The organism is Paludibaculum fermentans (assembly GCF_015277775.1).
In the GTDB taxonomy this organism is placed as follows: domain Bacteria; phylum Acidobacteriota; class Terriglobia; order Bryobacterales; family Bryobacteraceae; genus Paludibaculum; species Paludibaculum fermentans.
In genome coordinates this window covers 5,888,647-5,905,092 of the sequence record NZ_CP063849.1, presented here as the reverse complement: position 1 = coordinate 5,905,092, position 16,446 = coordinate 5,888,647, and the positions used below count along the sequence as shown (strand labels likewise).

14 protein-coding genes are annotated in these 16,446 nt (G+C 63.7%); 10 read left to right on the top strand and 4 right to left on the bottom strand.

Annotation, left to right across the window (positions count from 1 at the left end):
* Positions 1-70: 70 nt before the first annotated feature.
* Entirely contained in the window at positions 71-2,491 is a 2,421-nt protein-coding gene (locus IRI77_RS23200) for a response regulator (RefSeq protein WP_228486849.1), read from the top strand.
* Here IRI77_RS23200 and IRI77_RS23195 read toward each other — a convergent pair.
* Complete coding sequence (locus IRI77_RS23195; RefSeq protein WP_194447387.1) at positions 2,421-3,140, bottom strand: DNA alkylation repair protein; 720 nt, start codon at positions 3,138-3,140, stop codon at positions 2,421-2,423. The genes IRI77_RS23200 and IRI77_RS23195 overlap by 71 nt on opposite strands.
* 19 nt (positions 3,141-3,159) lie before the next feature.
* Here IRI77_RS23195 and IRI77_RS23190 point away from each other — a divergent pair, with 19 nt between their 5' ends.
* Both IRI77_RS23190 and IRI77_RS23185 read left to right on the top strand, forming a co-directional pair.
* Complete coding sequence (locus IRI77_RS23190; RefSeq protein ID WP_194447386.1) at positions 3,160-4,374, top strand: anaerobic sulfatase maturase; 1,215 nt, start codon at positions 3,160-3,162, stop codon at positions 4,372-4,374.
* A 10-nt stretch (positions 4,375-4,384) separates the two neighbouring features.
* Entirely contained in the window at positions 4,385-4,759 is a 375-nt protein-coding gene (locus IRI77_RS23185) for a (2Fe-2S) ferredoxin domain-containing protein (protein ID WP_194447385.1), read from the top strand.
* Positions 4,760-4,783: 24 nt separating this feature from the next.
* Here the strand turns inward: IRI77_RS23185 and IRI77_RS23180 are convergent, their stop codons facing one another.
* Positions 4,784-5,131, bottom strand: a complete 348-nt coding sequence (locus IRI77_RS23180; protein ID WP_194447384.1) for a hypothetical protein — start codon at positions 5,129-5,131, stop codon at positions 4,784-4,786.
* 58 nt (positions 5,132-5,189) lie between these two features.
* On the opposite strand from IRI77_RS23180, the gene cmk reads away from it, so the two are divergent.
* From cmk to IRI77_RS23160, 4 genes are all read left to right on the top strand, one after another.
* Entirely contained in the window at positions 5,190-5,876 is a 687-nt protein-coding gene (cmk, locus tag IRI77_RS23175; protein WP_194447383.1) for a (d)CMP kinase, read from the top strand.
* Complete coding sequence (locus IRI77_RS23170) at positions 5,873-7,285, top strand: aspartate kinase (RefSeq protein ID WP_194447382.1); 1,413 nt, start codon at positions 5,873-5,875, stop codon at positions 7,283-7,285. The genes cmk and IRI77_RS23170 overlap by 4 nt, the downstream gene beginning before the upstream one ends.
* Before the next feature lie 79 nt (positions 7,286-7,364).
* The gene (locus IRI77_RS23165) at positions 7,365-9,311 is read left to right on the top strand and encodes a peptidyl-prolyl cis-trans isomerase (protein WP_194447381.1); all 1,947 of its coding nucleotides are present in this window, start codon (positions 7,365-7,367) and stop codon (positions 9,309-9,311) included.
* Positions 9,312-9,965, top strand: a complete 654-nt coding sequence (locus IRI77_RS23160; protein WP_194447380.1) for a VTT domain-containing protein — start codon at positions 9,312-9,314, stop codon at positions 9,963-9,965. It begins immediately after the preceding gene.
* Position 9,966: 1 nt separating this feature from the next.
* On the opposite strand, the gene IRI77_RS23155 is transcribed toward IRI77_RS23160, so the two are convergent.
* Positions 9,967-11,325: an L-serine ammonia-lyase gene (locus IRI77_RS23155; RefSeq protein ID WP_194447379.1), complete on the bottom strand. Its 1,359-nt coding sequence runs from the start codon at positions 11,323-11,325 to the stop codon at positions 9,967-9,969.
* A gap of 21 nt (positions 11,326-11,346) precedes the next feature.
* A complete protein-coding gene (locus IRI77_RS23150) occupies positions 11,347-13,173 on the bottom strand; it encodes a M61 family metallopeptidase (RefSeq protein WP_194447378.1) in 1,827 nt (608 codons plus the stop codon).
* A gap of 27 nt (positions 13,174-13,200) precedes the next feature.
* Here IRI77_RS23150 and trmFO point away from each other — a divergent pair, with 27 nt between their 5' ends.
* The 3 genes from trmFO (at position 13,201) to IRI77_RS23135 (ending at position 16,411) form a co-directional block, all read left to right on the top strand.
* On the top strand, positions 13,201-14,550 hold the full coding sequence (gene trmFO, locus IRI77_RS23145) for a methylenetetrahydrofolate--tRNA-(uracil(54)-C(5))-methyltransferase (FADH(2)-oxidizing) TrmFO (protein ID WP_194447377.1): 1,350 nt from the start codon (positions 13,201-13,203) through the stop codon (positions 14,548-14,550).
* Positions 14,543-15,439, top strand: a complete 897-nt coding sequence (locus tag IRI77_RS23140) for a tyrosine-type recombinase/integrase (protein WP_194447376.1) — start codon at positions 14,543-14,545, stop codon at positions 15,437-15,439. Before trmFO ends, IRI77_RS23140 begins: the two co-directional genes overlap by 8 nt.
* A gap of 519 nt (positions 15,440-15,958) precedes the next feature.
* Complete coding sequence (locus tag IRI77_RS23135) at positions 15,959-16,411, top strand: PilZ domain-containing protein (protein WP_323745122.1); 453 nt, start codon at positions 15,959-15,961, stop codon at positions 16,409-16,411.
* Positions 16,412-16,446 lie beyond the last annotated feature (35 nt).

The following is a 16,446-nucleotide window of genomic DNA, read 5'->3' as shown; positions in this document are numbered from 1 at the left end:
TTCTGAGCCAGCGTCCGCCAGTAGACCGGATCCTGCGGCCCACGGGAGTTGGGCGCCCATTCCCGTGTGGATGCTGTTTCAGTGCGGTCTGTGGCGCCAGCGGCCCGCCCTGCTGTTGCTGGCCGGATGCGTGGGCTTCACCGGATTGAGCTGGTTGTACGGCTTTTCCTCGGTCTCGATGCCACTCAACCGGGTGGCTGTGGGCGACTGGCGCATCGCGATCTTCCCCCCCTTCGCGGCGGGCATTGTCCTGATGTTCTGGTTCGGGCTGGAGTATGCCCTGCTGCCGGTGATTGCGGCGTGTCTGGGCATTGGCGTGGCTGTGCATGTCCCCCTACGCTGGCTGGCGCCGTTCAGTCTCGTTGACGCATCAGCGCTGACAATCCTGGCCATTGTCTACCGGCTTTCGGGCCTCCCTTACCAGTTCCGCAATGCAGCGGCGCGCCTGGGCTACTTTATGAGCGCGCTGCTCTGTACTCTGGTCGCTTCCTCCGGTTCGTTCTTCCTCAGCCAGATGAGCGATGCGCAGGCGCAGGTAACGCTGGCCCAATGGGAAGCTTGGTGGCTGGGCGCGTTGGTGGACGCGGCCGCCGCCGCGGTGATCCTGCATCTCTGTTCCCCCGCGGTGGAACGCTGGAAGCAGCGCAATTTCGGGTTGCTGAACCAGGCGCCGGTTTCCGCCCGCACCGTCTTCGCCGGAGTGCTGGCCGGCGCCGTCATCCTTGCCGTGATCATGTTCGGAGTCACCGACATGATGTGGCACCGGCTGGAAGCCACATTCCACTCCGGTTCCGCCGAACGCATTGGCCGCAACCTGCTGGTGTTGAGCATGTTGTGGACGCTGATGAGCCGCGTGACGATGTCGCTGATCCTGGCGCTCTGCGGAGGCGGCATTGTCCTGGCCTGGAAGTGGAATCGCGATCTCCAACACGAGGCCAGCCGCCGGGTGCGCGAAGTGGACGAAGTGGAGCGGCGCTTCCGCACCACCTTTGCCGAGGCGCCCCTGGGCATAGCCCACGTCTCAACCACCGGCGCTTTCATTCTCGCCAACAACCAGTTCTGCGAGATCTTCGGCTATGCGTGGGAAGAGTTGCGCGGGATGAACTATCTCGACATTGTAGACCCGAAAGAGCATGCCGTCGCCCGGCAGCGGGCGTTCGACCTGGTGATCGGCGAGGCCCGCCACCACGACTTTGAACGCGCCTTTGTAGCCAAGAGCGGCGATGCGGTTTGGGCGCGGGCCCGCATCTCCATCGCGCTGACGCCGGACGGTTCGCCGGATTACTGCATCGTGCTGCTGGAGGACATCCGGCAGCGCAAGGAGATGGAAGAGCAGATCCGCCAGACCAGCAAGATGGAAGCCGTCGGCCGCCTGGCGGGCGGCGTGGCGCACGACTTCAACAACCTGCTCACCGCGATTCTCGGATTCAACGAGATTGCCCGCAATCAGGCGGGCCGCGGGCAGTCGCCCACGTCTTCGCTGGAGCAAGTGAAGAAAGCCGCCGAACGGGCAGCGGAGCTCACGCGCCAATTGCTCACCTTCAGCCGGAGGCAGATTACACAGCCCCGGCTGTTGGATCTCAACCTGGAGATCCGCGAGACCCTGCAACTGCTGCCGCCCCTGCTGGGGGCGCGTATTGAGGTGACTTTTCAACCAGCCGCCCAACTGCCGGTGATCCTGGCCGATCCCAGCCAGATCTCACAGATTCTCGTGAATCTGGCGGCAAACGCCAAGGACGCCATGCCGGGCGGCGGCCGGATCGCGCTCCGGACATACATCTCCCGGATCGAAAGCGGCCACACCGGTGACCTGACGGGGCTGCTGCCGGGTCCGCACGTGACTCTGGAGTTCCGCGATTCCGGAGCGGGGATTGCCAACGATCTCCTGCCGAAGATCTTCGAGCCCTTCTTCACCACGAAAGAGACCGGGCGCGGCACCGGGCTGGGGTTGGCGACGGTGTATGGCATCGTGCGGCAGAACCAGGGCGCGATCGAGGTGCATAGCGAACCCGGGCAGGGCACCCAGTTTTTGATCCACTTTCCCGCCCGCACCGGCGTCGCCAGTCCGGCCGGGCAGGCAGAGACAGCTCCAGCCGAGGCCGGCACCGGAGCGCGGATCCTGCTGGTGGAGGACGAGCAGGCGGTGCGGGAGTTTCTGGCTACCGCGCTGGACCGGTCCGGATTTCAGGTGCAGCCGGCCGGGTCGGGCGCCGAAGCCCTGGAGCTTTTTGCCGGCCGTACCTTCGATCTTGTCGTCACGGACGTCGTCATGCCGCGCATGACGGGTGTCGACATGGTGAGACAGATGCGTGCCATCAACCCGGAGATCCCGGTGCTGTTCATGTCGGGCTACAGCCACGAGACACGAATCGAGTCGCTGCCCGGACGGTTCATCCCCAAGCCCTTCACCATCGACGCGCTCATCGATGAGATGCGAGCAGCGATTGCCGGTGTTCCGGCGTCATCTTCTCCGCCGCATAGCGCAGTGTGAGGCGCGTCGCGAGGTCACGGTTCTCCAGCAGGAAGGCGTGCGTCTCCAGCGGACGCTGGGGATAGGCCTCTTTCAGCAGCCAGCCCACCCCTTTTTCCACCATGTCGTCGCGATCCGGCAGCAGCAGGCGGGCGATTTCGAAGATGTAGTCCGCATGGCGGCCGGCCTTGGCCTCCTGCAGCAGGGCCACCGCCGAGGCGCGGCGTTTCCAACGGTTGGGGGCAGCCGTCCAGGGCTTGAGTGAAAAGCGCAACTCGGGTACGTTCTCGATGCAGGCGGCCAGCAGCCAGGACGCCACACCGTCGGTGTGGGCCCAGTTGTGAACATAGCGGTCGAGCCAGCGCTCGAACAGTTGGAACTCGCAGGACGTGCACTGCCGGGCGAAACGGCGGTAGACGTGGCAGGCGAGGGTTCCGGACTCCAGCTTCCCGGTCTCCCACAGGCGCTTCATCAACGCATTGCGGTCAGCCAGCGGCCACGCTTTGACCTCGGCGTACACCTCACGGACAAGGCCGTTCAGATGTTGGGTCCGTACACCATAGGTGTCCACTTCATGCTGGAAAAAGCGGCGCTGGCCGGCGGCGAACCCGGCGTCCGCCAAGGCAAGCATCCGCTCATGAATGTGGGCTGACAGGCCGTCCGGGGTCATAGTGATACACTCCGAGCATATGACGCCTGGGAATCCCTTTGCGATCGTCAACGACAGCTATTCGACCGCGTCCATCCAGGGCCAGGCACCGCGTATCACTTCGCTGCTCATCAAACCGGCCTCGGCCGTCTGCAACCTCGACTGCTCCTACTGCTTCTATCTCGACCGCGATGCCGATCCCTACAAGGAACTGCCGGCGCGGCTGATGACCAACGATACGCTGGAGCGGCTGGTGGACAACTACCTGTTCTACTCCTACCCGGCCTCGACCTTCGCATTCCAGGGCGGTGAACCGACACTTGCCGGACTGCCGTTCTTCCAGAAGCTGGTAGACCTGCAGCAACGGCATGGCCGCAATGGGCAGTCCGTTTCGAATGCCCTGCAGACCAACGGCGTCCTGCTCGACAAGGATTGGGGCCAGCTCTTCCGCGAGTACAAGTTCCTGATCGGCATCTCGCTGGACGGACCGGAGGAGGTAAACGACCTCTACCGCTTCAACAAAGCGGGCCATGGCACCTGGAAAAACGTGATGCGCGGCGTCGAGGCGATGCAGAAAGAGAAGGTCGATTTCAACGTGCTGTGCGTGCTGAGCCAGTCGAATGTGCACAAGCCGCGCGAGATCTATAAGTTCTACCGCTCGCTGGGCATCGACTACATGCAGTTCATTCCGCTGGCCGAGTTCGACGCCGAGGGCAAGCCGTTTCCGTTCACGATTACACCGGAAGAGTACGGGCGGTTCATGTGCGAGATCTTCGACCTGTGGTGGCCCGAGCGCCGCAGGATCCGTGTGCGCTTCTTCGACAATCTGGCGGAAGCCATCGCCGGCCAGAAGCCCGGCAGTTGCACGATGCACGAGACGTGCGACAGCTATGTCGTGGTGGAGTACAACGGCGACGTCTACCCCTGCGACTTCTTCGTCGAGTCGTCGTGGAAGCTAGGCAATGTGAATCTGGATTCGTTTCCGGAGCTCGCGCGGCGGCAGAAGCGCTACTCGTTCGCGGTGAAGAAGACGCTGGCGCATCCTGAGTGCCAGGTGTGCGAGTTCCAAACCATCTGCCACGGCGGCTGCCCCAAGACCCGCCACGGCATGCACAAGCAGTTTGAGGATCTCGACTACTTCTGCCAGGCCTATAAGATGATCTTCACCAAGGCGGTGGGCCCCCTGCGCAAGGACGTGGAGAAACTACTGGGGCGCAGCGCGGAGCTGGCGCCGCATTCGATCAGTCCATACTGAAAGCTGACCCATGCCTTCCGAATCCGAAGAGAAACTCCAGAAACTCGCGTCCGCCTACGGCATCGGCTCGCTCCGGCGCCACATCTTTCTCTGCGCCGACCAGAGCAATCCCAAGTGCTGCGAGAAAGAGCAGGGTCTCGAGTCGTGGGACTATCTCAAGTCCCGGCTCAAGGAGTTGAACCACAAGGAGATCTATCGCACCAAGGCGAACTGCCTGCGGATCTGCGAGCAGGGTCCCATCGCCGTTGTCTATCCGGAGGGAGTCTGGTACCGTAACGCCACGCCGGCGGTGCTGGAGCGCATCATTCAGGAGCACCTGATCGGCGGGCAACCGGTGGAGGAATTTGTCTTCGCGCGCGATCCGCTGGCCCAGGCGGAGGAGTAGCCCCCGCCTCTCCGGCCGTTTCGTTTACTGCGGGACCGGCATGCCCATCTGCTTGTAGATCCCCTCGATCAGGTTGATCTTCGCCTTCGCATCCTTGTTCGCCGGGTCGTAGGTCAGCACCTCGCGGTACTGCTTCAGCGCCGGACGGTACTTCTGCCGCGGCGGCAGGGCCTCGTTGTTCATGAAGCTGTCGGCATACTTCAAGTGCGCATCCGCCAGCGCTTTGTTCACTTCGGCGTCCTTGGCGTTCGCCTTGTACAGCGGATCGAGCAGCGCGAACGCTTCCTCGAACTTGCCCGCTTTCACCTTGGCCTCCGCCTGAGTCACCTTCGGATTGGCGGCAAACAGGCAGATCGCGGCCGCCAGAGTCATCAAAACTGTCTTTCCCAGCATAATTTCCAGTCTAGCGCGATAAACTGGAGTGTTAGCCTTGACGAAACGCATTATCGTAGCCATCGACGGACCGGCCGGCGCCGGTAAAAGCACCCTTGCCAAGAGGGTGGCCGCCCGTCTTTCTTTCATTTACATCGACACCGGAGCCATGTACCGTGCCGTGGCCCTCTGGGCCCGCCGCACCGGAGTCGAATGGAACGACCTCCAGAGCCTGGAGCAACTTGCCCGCGAAGCGGTGATCCGCCTGGAGCATGACGGCCGCGTCCTGCTGAACGGCGAGGACGTCAGCGCCGCCATCCGCGAGCCCGAGATCTCCCAGGGCGCTTCCATCGTCTCCGCCGTCTCCGGCGTGCGCCGTGCCCTGGTCGCTAAACAGCAGGAAATGGGCGAGATCCACTCCGCTGTCATGGAAGGCCGCGACATCGGCACCGTCGTCTTTCCCAATGCAGAGGTGAAGGTTTTCCTCGACGCCACCCCCGAGGTGCGCGCGCAGCGCCGTGTCGCCGATCTCCAGGGACGCGGTCTCCCGGCCGACTTCGACGAAGTCCTGCGCGAAATGAAACAACGGGATGAGCGCGACTCCACCCGCCCCGACTCTCCTCTGCGGCAGGCCCCCGACGCCACCTACCTCGACTCCAGCCACATGGACGCCGGCCAGGTGGAGGAGGCGCTGCTGCGCATCGTGCGCGAACGCACCAGCAATGGAAAGGAAGTTCATCGTTGAAGAATTTGCTCGTGATGAAGTTCGGCGGCACCAGCATGGGCACCGCCGAGCGGATCAAATCGGCCGCCGCGCTCTGTGAGGACGCTCACAGCCACCGGCCCACCGTCGTCGTTGTCTCCGCCATGTCGAAAGTCACCGACATGCTGCTGGAAACCCTGCGCCACGCCGAAGGCGGCGATGAGCGCGGCGTCGACGCCAACCTGGCCGCCCTCGACCACAAGCATCGCGACTGCTGCGCGGACCTTCTGCCGGACCTGCCCGCCCGCAATGCCACCCAGGCCCTTCTCGACAGTATCCTCTTGGAGTTCTCGCGCATCGCGCGCGGCGTCCTGATGCTGGGTGAGCGCCCGCCGCGCTCCGTCGACGAAGCCATCGCCGTGGGTGAACGGCTCTCGTCCACCTTGATTGCCGCCTACATGAAGAGCCGCGGGGTGGAAGCCTTCGCTGTCAACGCCCGCGACCTCGTCGTCACCGATGCCGTATTCGGCAATGCCAGCCCGCTGATGGACCAGACCCGCGAAAAGGCCGTCAATCAGCTCAAGCCGGCCCTGGAACAGCGGAAACTGCCTGTAATCACCGGCTTTAACGGAGCCACGATGGACGGCCGCGCCACCACCCTGGGCCGCGGCGGCAGCGATTTCTCCGCCTCCATCCTCGCTTCCGTCCTGGATGCCTCCGAACTTTGGATCTGGAGCGACGTCGACGGCATCATGTCCGCCGACCCGCGCCTCGTGCCCAACGCTAAGGTCCTCGACGAGATCACTTACCGCGAAGCGGCCGAACTCGCCTACAACGGCGCCAAAGTTCTCCACCCCCGCACCCTGGTGCCCCTGATGGAGAAGGATATCCCCGTCTGGAGCAAGAACAGCTTCAATCTCACCGCCCCCGGTACCCGCATCGTCCCCGAAACCAGGGAAGGCCCCATCGGGCCGCGCGCCGTCACCTCCATGACGAATGTCGCCCTGGTGACGCTCGATCCGGCCAGCGCCCTGCTCAGCGGCACCAAGATCATGGCCCGCTCGCTCGAGGCCCTCGCCGCCGCCAACGCCGAGGTGCTGGCCCTGACCAGCTCCAGCTATCGTCAGAACTTCTGCTTCCTCATCCGCACGGCAGAGTTGCCCGCCGTCATTGAACGCCTGGAGGCGACCTTTTCTATTGAGCTCACCCACGGCTACCTGAATCCCATCGACGTCGAACTCGATGTCGGCCTGCTCGCCATCGTCGGCGAGGGCATGAAGGGCCACCCGGGTTTGGCCGGCCGGATTTTCACGGCCATCTCCCGTGAGATGGTCAACATTATCGCCATCGCCCAGGGTTCCTCGGAACTCACCATCGGCATCGTAGTCCGCAAGGACGGCATCGAGAAGGCTGTCCGGGCCGTCCACGCCGAATGCGGCCTGGGTAATTAGCAGCGCATCCGGCCCCCATTTTTCGGGCGCGCCGGCGGGTTTATAATAGTAGTTTCGCTTCAGCTAGGAGTTTCTTCCCATGTTTGACCTGTTCCGCAGCCGTGAGAAGTCTGTGCGTTACCTGCTCGGTGCGCTTTTGACGCTGGTTGCTCTTTCGATGGTGATCACGCTGGTCCCCGGCTACGGTGGCGGATGGGGCGGCGGCGGCAAAAGCGGCGACCCGAACGTCCTCGCGGAAATCGGCGACCAGAAGGTCACGGCCCAGGATGTCCGCCAGTTCATGGCTCGCGAACGCAGTGCGATCCAGAAGGGCATGGAGCAGTTCTACGTGCCCCTGGCTGTCCAGCAGATGGTGGCGCAGCGCGCCGTCGCTTACCAGGCCGGCCGCATGGGCATGAAGGTCAGCGATGAGGACCTGGCCAACACCGTCCGCTCCATCCTGCCCCAACTTTTTGAAAACGGGAAGTTTGTCGGCAACGAAGCGTATGCCGCTTTCCTCGCCCAGCAGAACTTCACCATCCAGCAGTTTGAAGAGAACGTGCGCACGGCCGCCCTGGAAACGCGACTCGAGACCCTCGCCCTGGAAGGCACCGTCGTGACGCCGGGCGACATCGAAGGCGAATACAAGCACCGCCACGATAAGATCAAGATCGCTTACTTCGGCATCGGGCCGGAGCTCTTCAAGGGCAAGGTGAATGTCACCCCCGAAGAGGTCAAGGCGTTCTACGACAAGAACCGCACCCTCTACCAGTCGCCGGAGCGCCGCAGCTACCTCATCTTCCCGGTGGACGAAGCGACCATCGCAGCCGGCATCAAGGTCGATGACGCCACCCTCCAGAAGCTATACACCCAGAATCAGGAATCGTTCCGCACGCCGGAGCGCGTCAAGGCCAGCCACATCCTGCTGAAGACGACCGACAAATCGCCGGCCGAAGTGGCTGCGATTCAGAAGAAGGCCGAAGACCTGCTGAAGCAGATCAAGGGCGGCGCCAATTTTGCCGAGCTCGCCAAGAAGAACTCCGAGGATAATGCCCCCGGCGCCTCTGCCGCCAAGGGTGGCGAGCTGGGCTGGGTCGTTCGCGGCCAGATGGTGGCCGAGTTCGAAAAGGCCACTTTCTCCACGCCGGCGGGCACCGTCAGCGGCCTCATCAAAACCGAGTACGGCTTCCACATCATCAAGGTGGATGCCCATGAATCCGCCCACCTCCGCACCTTTGCTGAAGTCCGCGACGAGATCGCCCGCGAAGCCACTCGCGCCATGGTCTTCGACAAGATGCAGAACCTCGCTGACCAGCTCCGCGCGGCGCTCATCAAGTCCCCCGCCGAAGCCGAGAAGCTCGCCGCCGCCAATGGCATCACCCCGGTTCGCGCTGAGCGCGTCGGCCCCGGCGACCCCATCCAGGAAATCGGCATCAATCCCCAGTTTGCTGACGCCGCCGCCGGCCTCGCCAAGAATGGGGTGACCCCCGTCATCCAGGTCGGTCAGAATAAGCTGGCCGTCGCCCAGGTCTCCGACATCTTCCCGGCCCACCCGGCCGAGTTTGCCGACGTCCAGGCGCAGGTACGCGATGCCCTCCTCGGCCAGAAGGCCCAGGACGCGATGCAGAACGCCGTCAAGGATGCCACCGCCAAGCTCAAGTCCGTGAACGGCGACCTCGCCGCTCTCGCCAAGCAGTTCGGCGCCGACCTCAAGACCTCGGAACTGGTCAACCGCGATGCCGCCATCACCGGCCTCGGTTCCGCCAGCACCGTCGGTGAAGGCTATACCCGCAACGTCGGTGAGGTCTTCGGACCGGTCCCGACCCCCAACGGCACCTTCTACTGCAAGGTCCTCGAGAAGGAAGCGGCTGACCTGACGGCGATCATCGCCAACCGCGCCGCCCTCATCCAGGAACTGAAGTCCCGCCGCGCCAACGAGCGCCGCGAGCTCTTCGGCGACGGCGTGGTCCAGGCTCTCATCAAGCAGAAGAAGGTGAAGATCTACGACGACAACATCAAGAAGCTGGTCGCTTCCTACGGCGGCTAGATGTTGCGTGAATTGATCGACTTTGTCCTGGCCCTGAAGGACCCGGACGCGCTGATCCGGCTTCTCACCACCGTCTTTACCGGATGGTGGAGCTACGCGATGCTCTTCGGCATCGTGTTTGCCGAAACCGGTCTGCTCGTCGGGTTCTTCCTCCCGGGCGACTCCCTGCTCTTCACCGTTGGCGTGGTCGCCGGCGCCGGTCAACTCGACCTCGCCGGCATCATCATCACCCTGATCGTCGCCGCCCTTCTGGGCAACTCCTGCGGCTATTTCCTGGGCCGCTTCATCGGCGTCCGCCTCTTCGCCAATCCGAACTCGAAGATCTTCCGCCGCGAACACCTCGACCGCACCCACGCCTTCTATGAGAAGCACGGCGGCAAGACCATCATCTACGCCCAGTTCGTGCCCATCATCCGTACTTTCGCCGCCTTCGTGGCCGGTGTGGCCGGCATGGGCCTGCCGCGCTTCCTGTCCTTCAACGTCTTCGGCAGTGTGGGTTGGGTGATCTCGATGACCCTGCTCGGCTACAAGCTCGGCAGCTTCCCCATCATCCGGGCGCACTTCGAGAAGGTGGTCGTCCTCATCGTGCTGGTCTCCGTCCTGCCGGTGATCTTTCAGGTGCTGCGCAGCCGCCGCACCCCGGAAACCGTCTAGCTCAGCACTCGATCACGTTCAAAGCCAGCCCGCCCAGCGACGTTTCCTTGTACCGGCTCTGCATGTCCATGCCCGTGTCGTACATGGTCTTGATCACCTGATCCAGCGTCACCCGGTGGCCCGTCGTGTTTTGCATCGCCATGCGGGCCGCGTTCACCGCCTTGATGGCCCCGAACGCGTTCCGCTCGATGCACGGAATCTGGACGAGCCCGGCAATGGGATCGCAGGTCATCCCCAGGTTGTGCTCCATCCCGATCTCCGCCGCATGCTCCACCTGGTCGTTCGTCCCGCCCAGGGCCGACACCAGGCCCGCCGCCGCCATCGAACACGCCACACCCACCTCACCCTGGCAGCCGACCTCGGCTCCGGAGATCGAGGCGTTCTCTTTGTACAGCACACCAATCGCCGCCGCCGCCAACAGGTACCGCTCCATGCCTTCGCCGGAGCCTTCCTGGAACCGCATGTAGTAATGCCCCACCGCCGGGATGATGCCCGCCGCGCCGTTGGTCGGCGCCGTTACCACTCGCCCTCCGGCTGCGTTTTCCTCGTTCACCGCCAGCGCCCAGACGTTCACCCAGTCCAGCGGAGCCAGCGGATCGTTCGCGTCGCTCCCCGCCAGCCGCTGCACCAGCGAAGCCGCCCGGCGTGTCACATTCAACCCGCCTGGCAGCACGCCTTCGGTCTCCAGTCCGCGCTGGGTGCACTGCTGCATGGCGCCCCAGATGCGCTGGATCCCGCCCCGCACTTCCGTCTCGCTGCGCCACGCTAACTCATTGGCCAGCATCAGTTCCGCGATGGTCAGGCCGTTGGCCTCCGCCCGCTCCAGCAGCTCGGCGCCGCTTTGAAAGGGATAGGGAACCGGCGGACGCGACGACTCTGAGGCCGCCTTTCCCTCTTCCCGAATGAACCCGCCGCCCACCGAGTAGTACACCCGGCTGTCCACCACCTCACCCGCGCCGCCCAGCACCGAGAAGCGCACCGCGTTCGGGTGGCCCGGCAGAACCATGTCCATGTGGAAGACCAGGTCCCGTTCCGCCGCGAACTCAACCGCCTGACTCCCCAGCAGCAACAGCCGTCCGTCCTGCTCCACTTGGGCAAGCCGCGGCCCGATGGCTGCGGGATCCACACCATCCGGTTGCTCGCCCAGCCAGCCGAGCAGGATGCCGCGATCCGTGCCGTGTCCGCGCCCGGTCAGGGCCAGCGAACCGTACAACTCCGCCCGGATTCGCCGCACGGCCGGCAGCAACCCGCGCTCGTCCAACTGCCGCACGAATGCGTAGGCCGCCCGCATGGGACCCACCGTGTGGGAACTCGAGGGCCCGATGCCGATCTTGAAGAGATCAAAGAGACTTGTTCGCAATCCGGTGCCTCGTGCCAGCGCCTACTGCATCAACCAGCTCTTCAGGTGCGCCTTCTGCTCGTCGCTGGCGTCCGTCTTCACTTCCAGCGCCCACGACTTCGCCTCGTCCGCCACGATCGGCATCTTCAAGGTCATCAGCTTATCCCGCCGCGCCACCAGCAGGTCCACCGTGTCGCCGGGCTTGTAGTTGTCCAGGCGCGAAGGCCACTGCTCGGGCCGCACCCGGTAGCCGTTCACGGCCAGGATCTCGTCATCCACGTTCAGGCCCGCATCGTAGGCGGCCGTGCCGCGCTGCAGCCGCGAGACAACAATACGACCCGAGGTTGTCGCGGCCGTCACGCCGGTCACAATCCGCGGAGCGCCGCCCCTCGTCGGCTGCGGCCTGAACCGCAACCCATACCAGTCCAGCGCCTCTGTATAATCCAACTCCTCCGTCGTCTCCAAAGCGTTCTTGAAGAAGGACTTCAGGTCGACTCCGGCCACTTCGCTGGCCACCGCCCGGAACTGCTCCGGCGTATACCCCTTGGCGCCGCTATAGCGCTCAAAGGCCAACTTCAGCACGTCGTCCAGTGACTTGGCGCCGTTGGTAGCCTTGCGGACTTTGGCGTCCAGGATAAACCCGATCACTTGCCCCTTGGTGTAGTAACTGATGGCCGTATTCGCGGTATTCTCGTTCGCCCGGTACAGTTGGATCCAGGCATTGTACGAGGCCGATTCCGCCGAGGTGACCAGCCGCCCCGGGGTGGTCTGCAATTGCCCGATCGCCCCCGACATCGCCCGCAGCGCCTGCGCCTGCGTCGACAGGCCCGACCGCCGTAGCGCCAGCGGACCGTAGTAGGACGTCACGCCCTCCGCCAGCCAAAGGCTCCGCGTGTAGGTTTCGTTCTCATAATCGAACGGCCCCAGTTCCACCGGACGCAGCCGCTTCACGTTCCACAGGTGGAAGTACTCGTGGCTCACCAGGCCCAGCCAGCCCACCCGGTTCGGCCGCCGGTTGCCCGCCGCCGCCGCGCCGCCGCCCGGGATCTCCGGCGGATCCTGCGTATTGCCGTAGGCCCAGCGGCTGGTCCCCATCCAGGTGGAGTTCTTGTGCTCCAGGCCGCCGCCGGACTCCGTGATCATATTGAAAAAGACATACTTGTCGTACGGCAGTCCGCCCCACTGGCGGCTGTACTCAGCCACGATCTTGGCCACGTCTCGAGCCGAAGCCGGCCCGTCCCACATCGGCCCTTCACCTTCGTTGACCAGATAGTGCTTCTTCCCGTCGACCTCAAACTCGTGAATCGGCCCATTGCCGGCGTAGATCGGGCTGTCCAGCAACTGGTCCCAGTCCACCGCCAGGTAAGTGTGCGGAGCGGAGCCCTCTTTCATGCCGCTGATGCTGCGCGTCCAGCCGGAGGGCAGCCCCAGCTTGACCTCGTACGGCCGCTTCTCCGCACCCACCAGGGTCATGAAGTTGGCGGCGCCGTTCATCATCGCGAAGCCGGCATCCACCCAGTTGCCCTGTACGCTCATCTCGTGGGCATAGACCTTGTAATTCACAGAGATAGAGGCGGCGCCCTTCGCGTCCACCTTCCAGCGGTTCTTCCGGGTCTTGCTCCAGGTCAACTCGTGGCCCTGGCTGTCCTGCGCCTTGAAGTTCTCCACATTGCGGGCGTACTCTCGCACCAGGTAGGAGCCCGGAGTCCAAACCGGCATGTACAGTTCCACGGCCGGCTGGCCCGCGGGCATCTCCGCGGTGACCTCCACATAGTGGGTGTGCGGAGCGGGGAACTTCAACGTGTACCGCACGGGCGCCTGCGCAAACAGGGAAATCGAGAAGACGAGAGAAAGAAAGATGGTTCGCATTGGGCTAAGACCTAAAATGGTAGGAGCTTGACGAAAAAGGTTACCATTCACGTGCTCGGCGCGGGGCTGGCCGGCAGCGAGGCGGCGTGGCAGATCGCGGACAAAGGGATCTCCTGCATCCTATATGAAATGCGCCCGCTGCGGCAAACGCCGGCCCATAAGACGAGCGACTTCGGCGAACTGGTCTGCTCCAACTCGTTGAAAAGCGACTCCGAGAACACCGCCTCCTGGCTGCTGAAGCGCGAATTGCGCCAGTTGGGTTCCCTCGCGATGCGCGCCGCTGAAGAGACCCGTGTGCCCGGCGGCCACGCACTCACAGTGGATCGCGACCTCTTCGCCGCCGCCCTCACCAAAGCCGTGGAAAGCCACCCTTTGATCCGGGTGGTCCGCGAGGAGGTGACTGAGATCCCGGCCGACGGCATTGTCGTCGTGGCCACCGGTCCGCTCACTTCCGGCCCGCTGGCGGCCGACATCGCCCGCCTCACCGGCAGTGAACGCCTCTACTTCTACGACTCCATCAGCCCCATCATCGACGCCGAAAGCATCGACCGCGAGAAGGTCTTCGCGGCTTCCCGCTACGGCAAATCGCTGGACGGCGGCGACGACTACCTGAACTGTCCCTTCAACAAGCAGGAGTACGAGACCTTCGTCGATGCCGTGCTCACCGCTGAAAGCGCCGGAGCCCATATCGACGAGGACCGCGCCATCCACAACGGCAAGGTCGCCTTCTTCGAGTCCTGCCTCCCCATCGAGGAGATTGCCCGCCGCGGCCGCGACACCTTGCGCTTTGGACCCATGAAACCCGTCGGCCTGGACGATCCGAAAACGGGCCGCTGGCCGTACGCCGTGGTCCAGTTGCGCCAGGAAGACCAGCGCGCCGGCAGCTACAATCTCGTTGGTTTTCAGAACTATATGAAGTTTCCGGAGCAGAAGCGCGTGTTCCGGCTCATTCCCGGGCTGGAGAACGCGGAGTTCCTGCGCTACGGCCAGATCCACCGCAATACCTACATCAATGGACCGGAGCTGCTCAGCGCGACCCTCCAACTGAAGAGCGATCCGCGCATCTTCTTTGCCGGGCAGATCTCCGGGGTCGAGGGTTATGTGGAGTCCATCGCCACGGGCCTGCTGGCCGGCCGGTTCGCCGCCGCCTTGGCCCTGGGCGAGTCACCCGCGCCGGTGCCGCGCGAAACCGCCCTGGGGTCGCTCACCCACTACATTACCAACGCCAACCCGAAACACTACCAACCCGCCAACATTGCGTTCGACCTGCTGCCCGCGCTCGACGAGGCCGCGCGCCAACGCCTGAAACGGGACAAGAAGGCGCGCCATGCCGAGGTGTGCCGGCGCGCCATCGCGGCCATGGATTCCTATGTCTGAACTGCAGCGCTGGATCGACTCCTACCTGGAGGAGCTCACGCGGGGCAACTCGTCGGTCCATACCGTCCGCAACTATCAGGCTGACCTGGAACAGTTTGTGGGCTACTATTCGCGCGGCGGGCTCAACCCACCGGAACCAAAGGACTTCGACCAGCTCATGCTGCGCGAATGGCTGGCCGACCTCTATAGCCAGGACCTCGCCAGGACCACCATCCGCCGTAAACTCGCCGCCGTCCGCAGCCTCTTCGACCACTGCCTGCGCCAGGGCGTCATCACGCTGAACCGCGCCAAGCTCCTCACCACCCCCCGCATGCCCCAGTCGCTGCCGGACGTGCCCACCGAGGAGCAGACGAATACCCTCATCGACGAGATTGCCAAAGGCACGTTGGAACGTCCCTCGCCTGAGCGCGACCTCGCCCTGTTCGAGCTCCTCTACGGCTGCGGCCTGCGGGTCAGCGAATTGGTCGGCCTGGATACCGGGGACCTGGACATGGCCGAAGGTTGGCTCCGTGTGCGCGGTAAACGTAAGAAAGAACGGCAGGTACCCGTCCCTCGCAAGGCCATGAATGCCCTGCGGGCGTGCCTGGCCGCCAGGAGTCCCCTGGACGGCGAGATGGCCGTGTTCCTGAACCATCGCGGCCACAGGCTGACCGATCGGGGCGCCCGCGGCATCCTCAAGATGTACTCCATCGCCCTCTCGGCCGACTCCTCGCTCCATCCCCATTCCCTGCGCCACGCCTACGCGACGCATCTGCTCAGCGCCGGAGCCGACCTGCGGGCCATCCAGGAGCTGCTGGGCCACGCCTCTCTGTCGACCACCCAGAAGTACACCCGGCTCTCGTTGAACGACCTCATGCGGGTCTATGACAAGGCACATCCCCGGGCCTGAATCGGCCGGATGCGGTTCACTCAATCCGATATAGACCGTACGGATTAGTAGTTTGGCGGGTCGGCCTCTTCTCCGGTAAACGCCTTAGTACCTGTGGAAAACTGACGTTTCTAGCCTGGATCCACAGGGAGGCGCGAAGGGAAACCACCGTCCTGAGACAGGGATTCCGCCCCACTTCGGCACGAGGCCCGGCTTCTGGACTCAGGTCTGCCCGTCCGTCCGGCCCGCGCACCAAATCTCGAAGTGGTGGCCGCCCCGGCAACCCGAGGTCCGGCCCGGCGTCTCGGAGTTCCATTCCGGCTCGAACTGAGATCGTCTAGACAGTTCATCAAGATATTGATTTAAAGTGGCTTATCGATAGTTATTAGATGGGCCGGCAGTTCTCGGAAGACAGCCGAAGGTTCCTGCTCCAGCGGGAGCCACCCAGCGCTGAAGCGATCCCGTAGACCGTCTGGTGCAGATTCGAGACCCGGCCCTGGGCACGCCTCGGGAAAGTTCCATGCCGCCGCACGCTGTACTGTGTCTGAGGCGAACAAAACGGCGACTGCGAGAAGCACCCTTGACCTAGTTTGGGTAGTACTAGGAGGTTCTCCCCATTACGCGGGGCGAAAAGGAGTTGACCATCCTAGGAAAAACCTCTTAGATAGAACTACAGTGTCAGAGCAAAGAAGATCCAGACGATTTGAACTGAAGCTACCGTTGGAACTGGTACGAGCCGGTTCACGGCGGATTTCACATATTGGGGAGACCAGGAACGTTAGTTCTGGAGGAGTCCTCTTCAATGACCCGGCTGAACCCATTGAATTGGGCCAGCCCATTGAATACATGATCAGCCTGCCGACCGGCAAGTCGATGGGCGACGTGCGCATCCGGTGCATGGGCAAGGTCGTTCGCCGCGACGGCGAGAGCCAGGCCCTGGCCGCCACCCTGGAACGCTACGAATTCGTCCGGGTAAACTCCGCAACCGCTTGAGCCATCTGCTACGTGGCCAGGCGCCGGTTGTCATT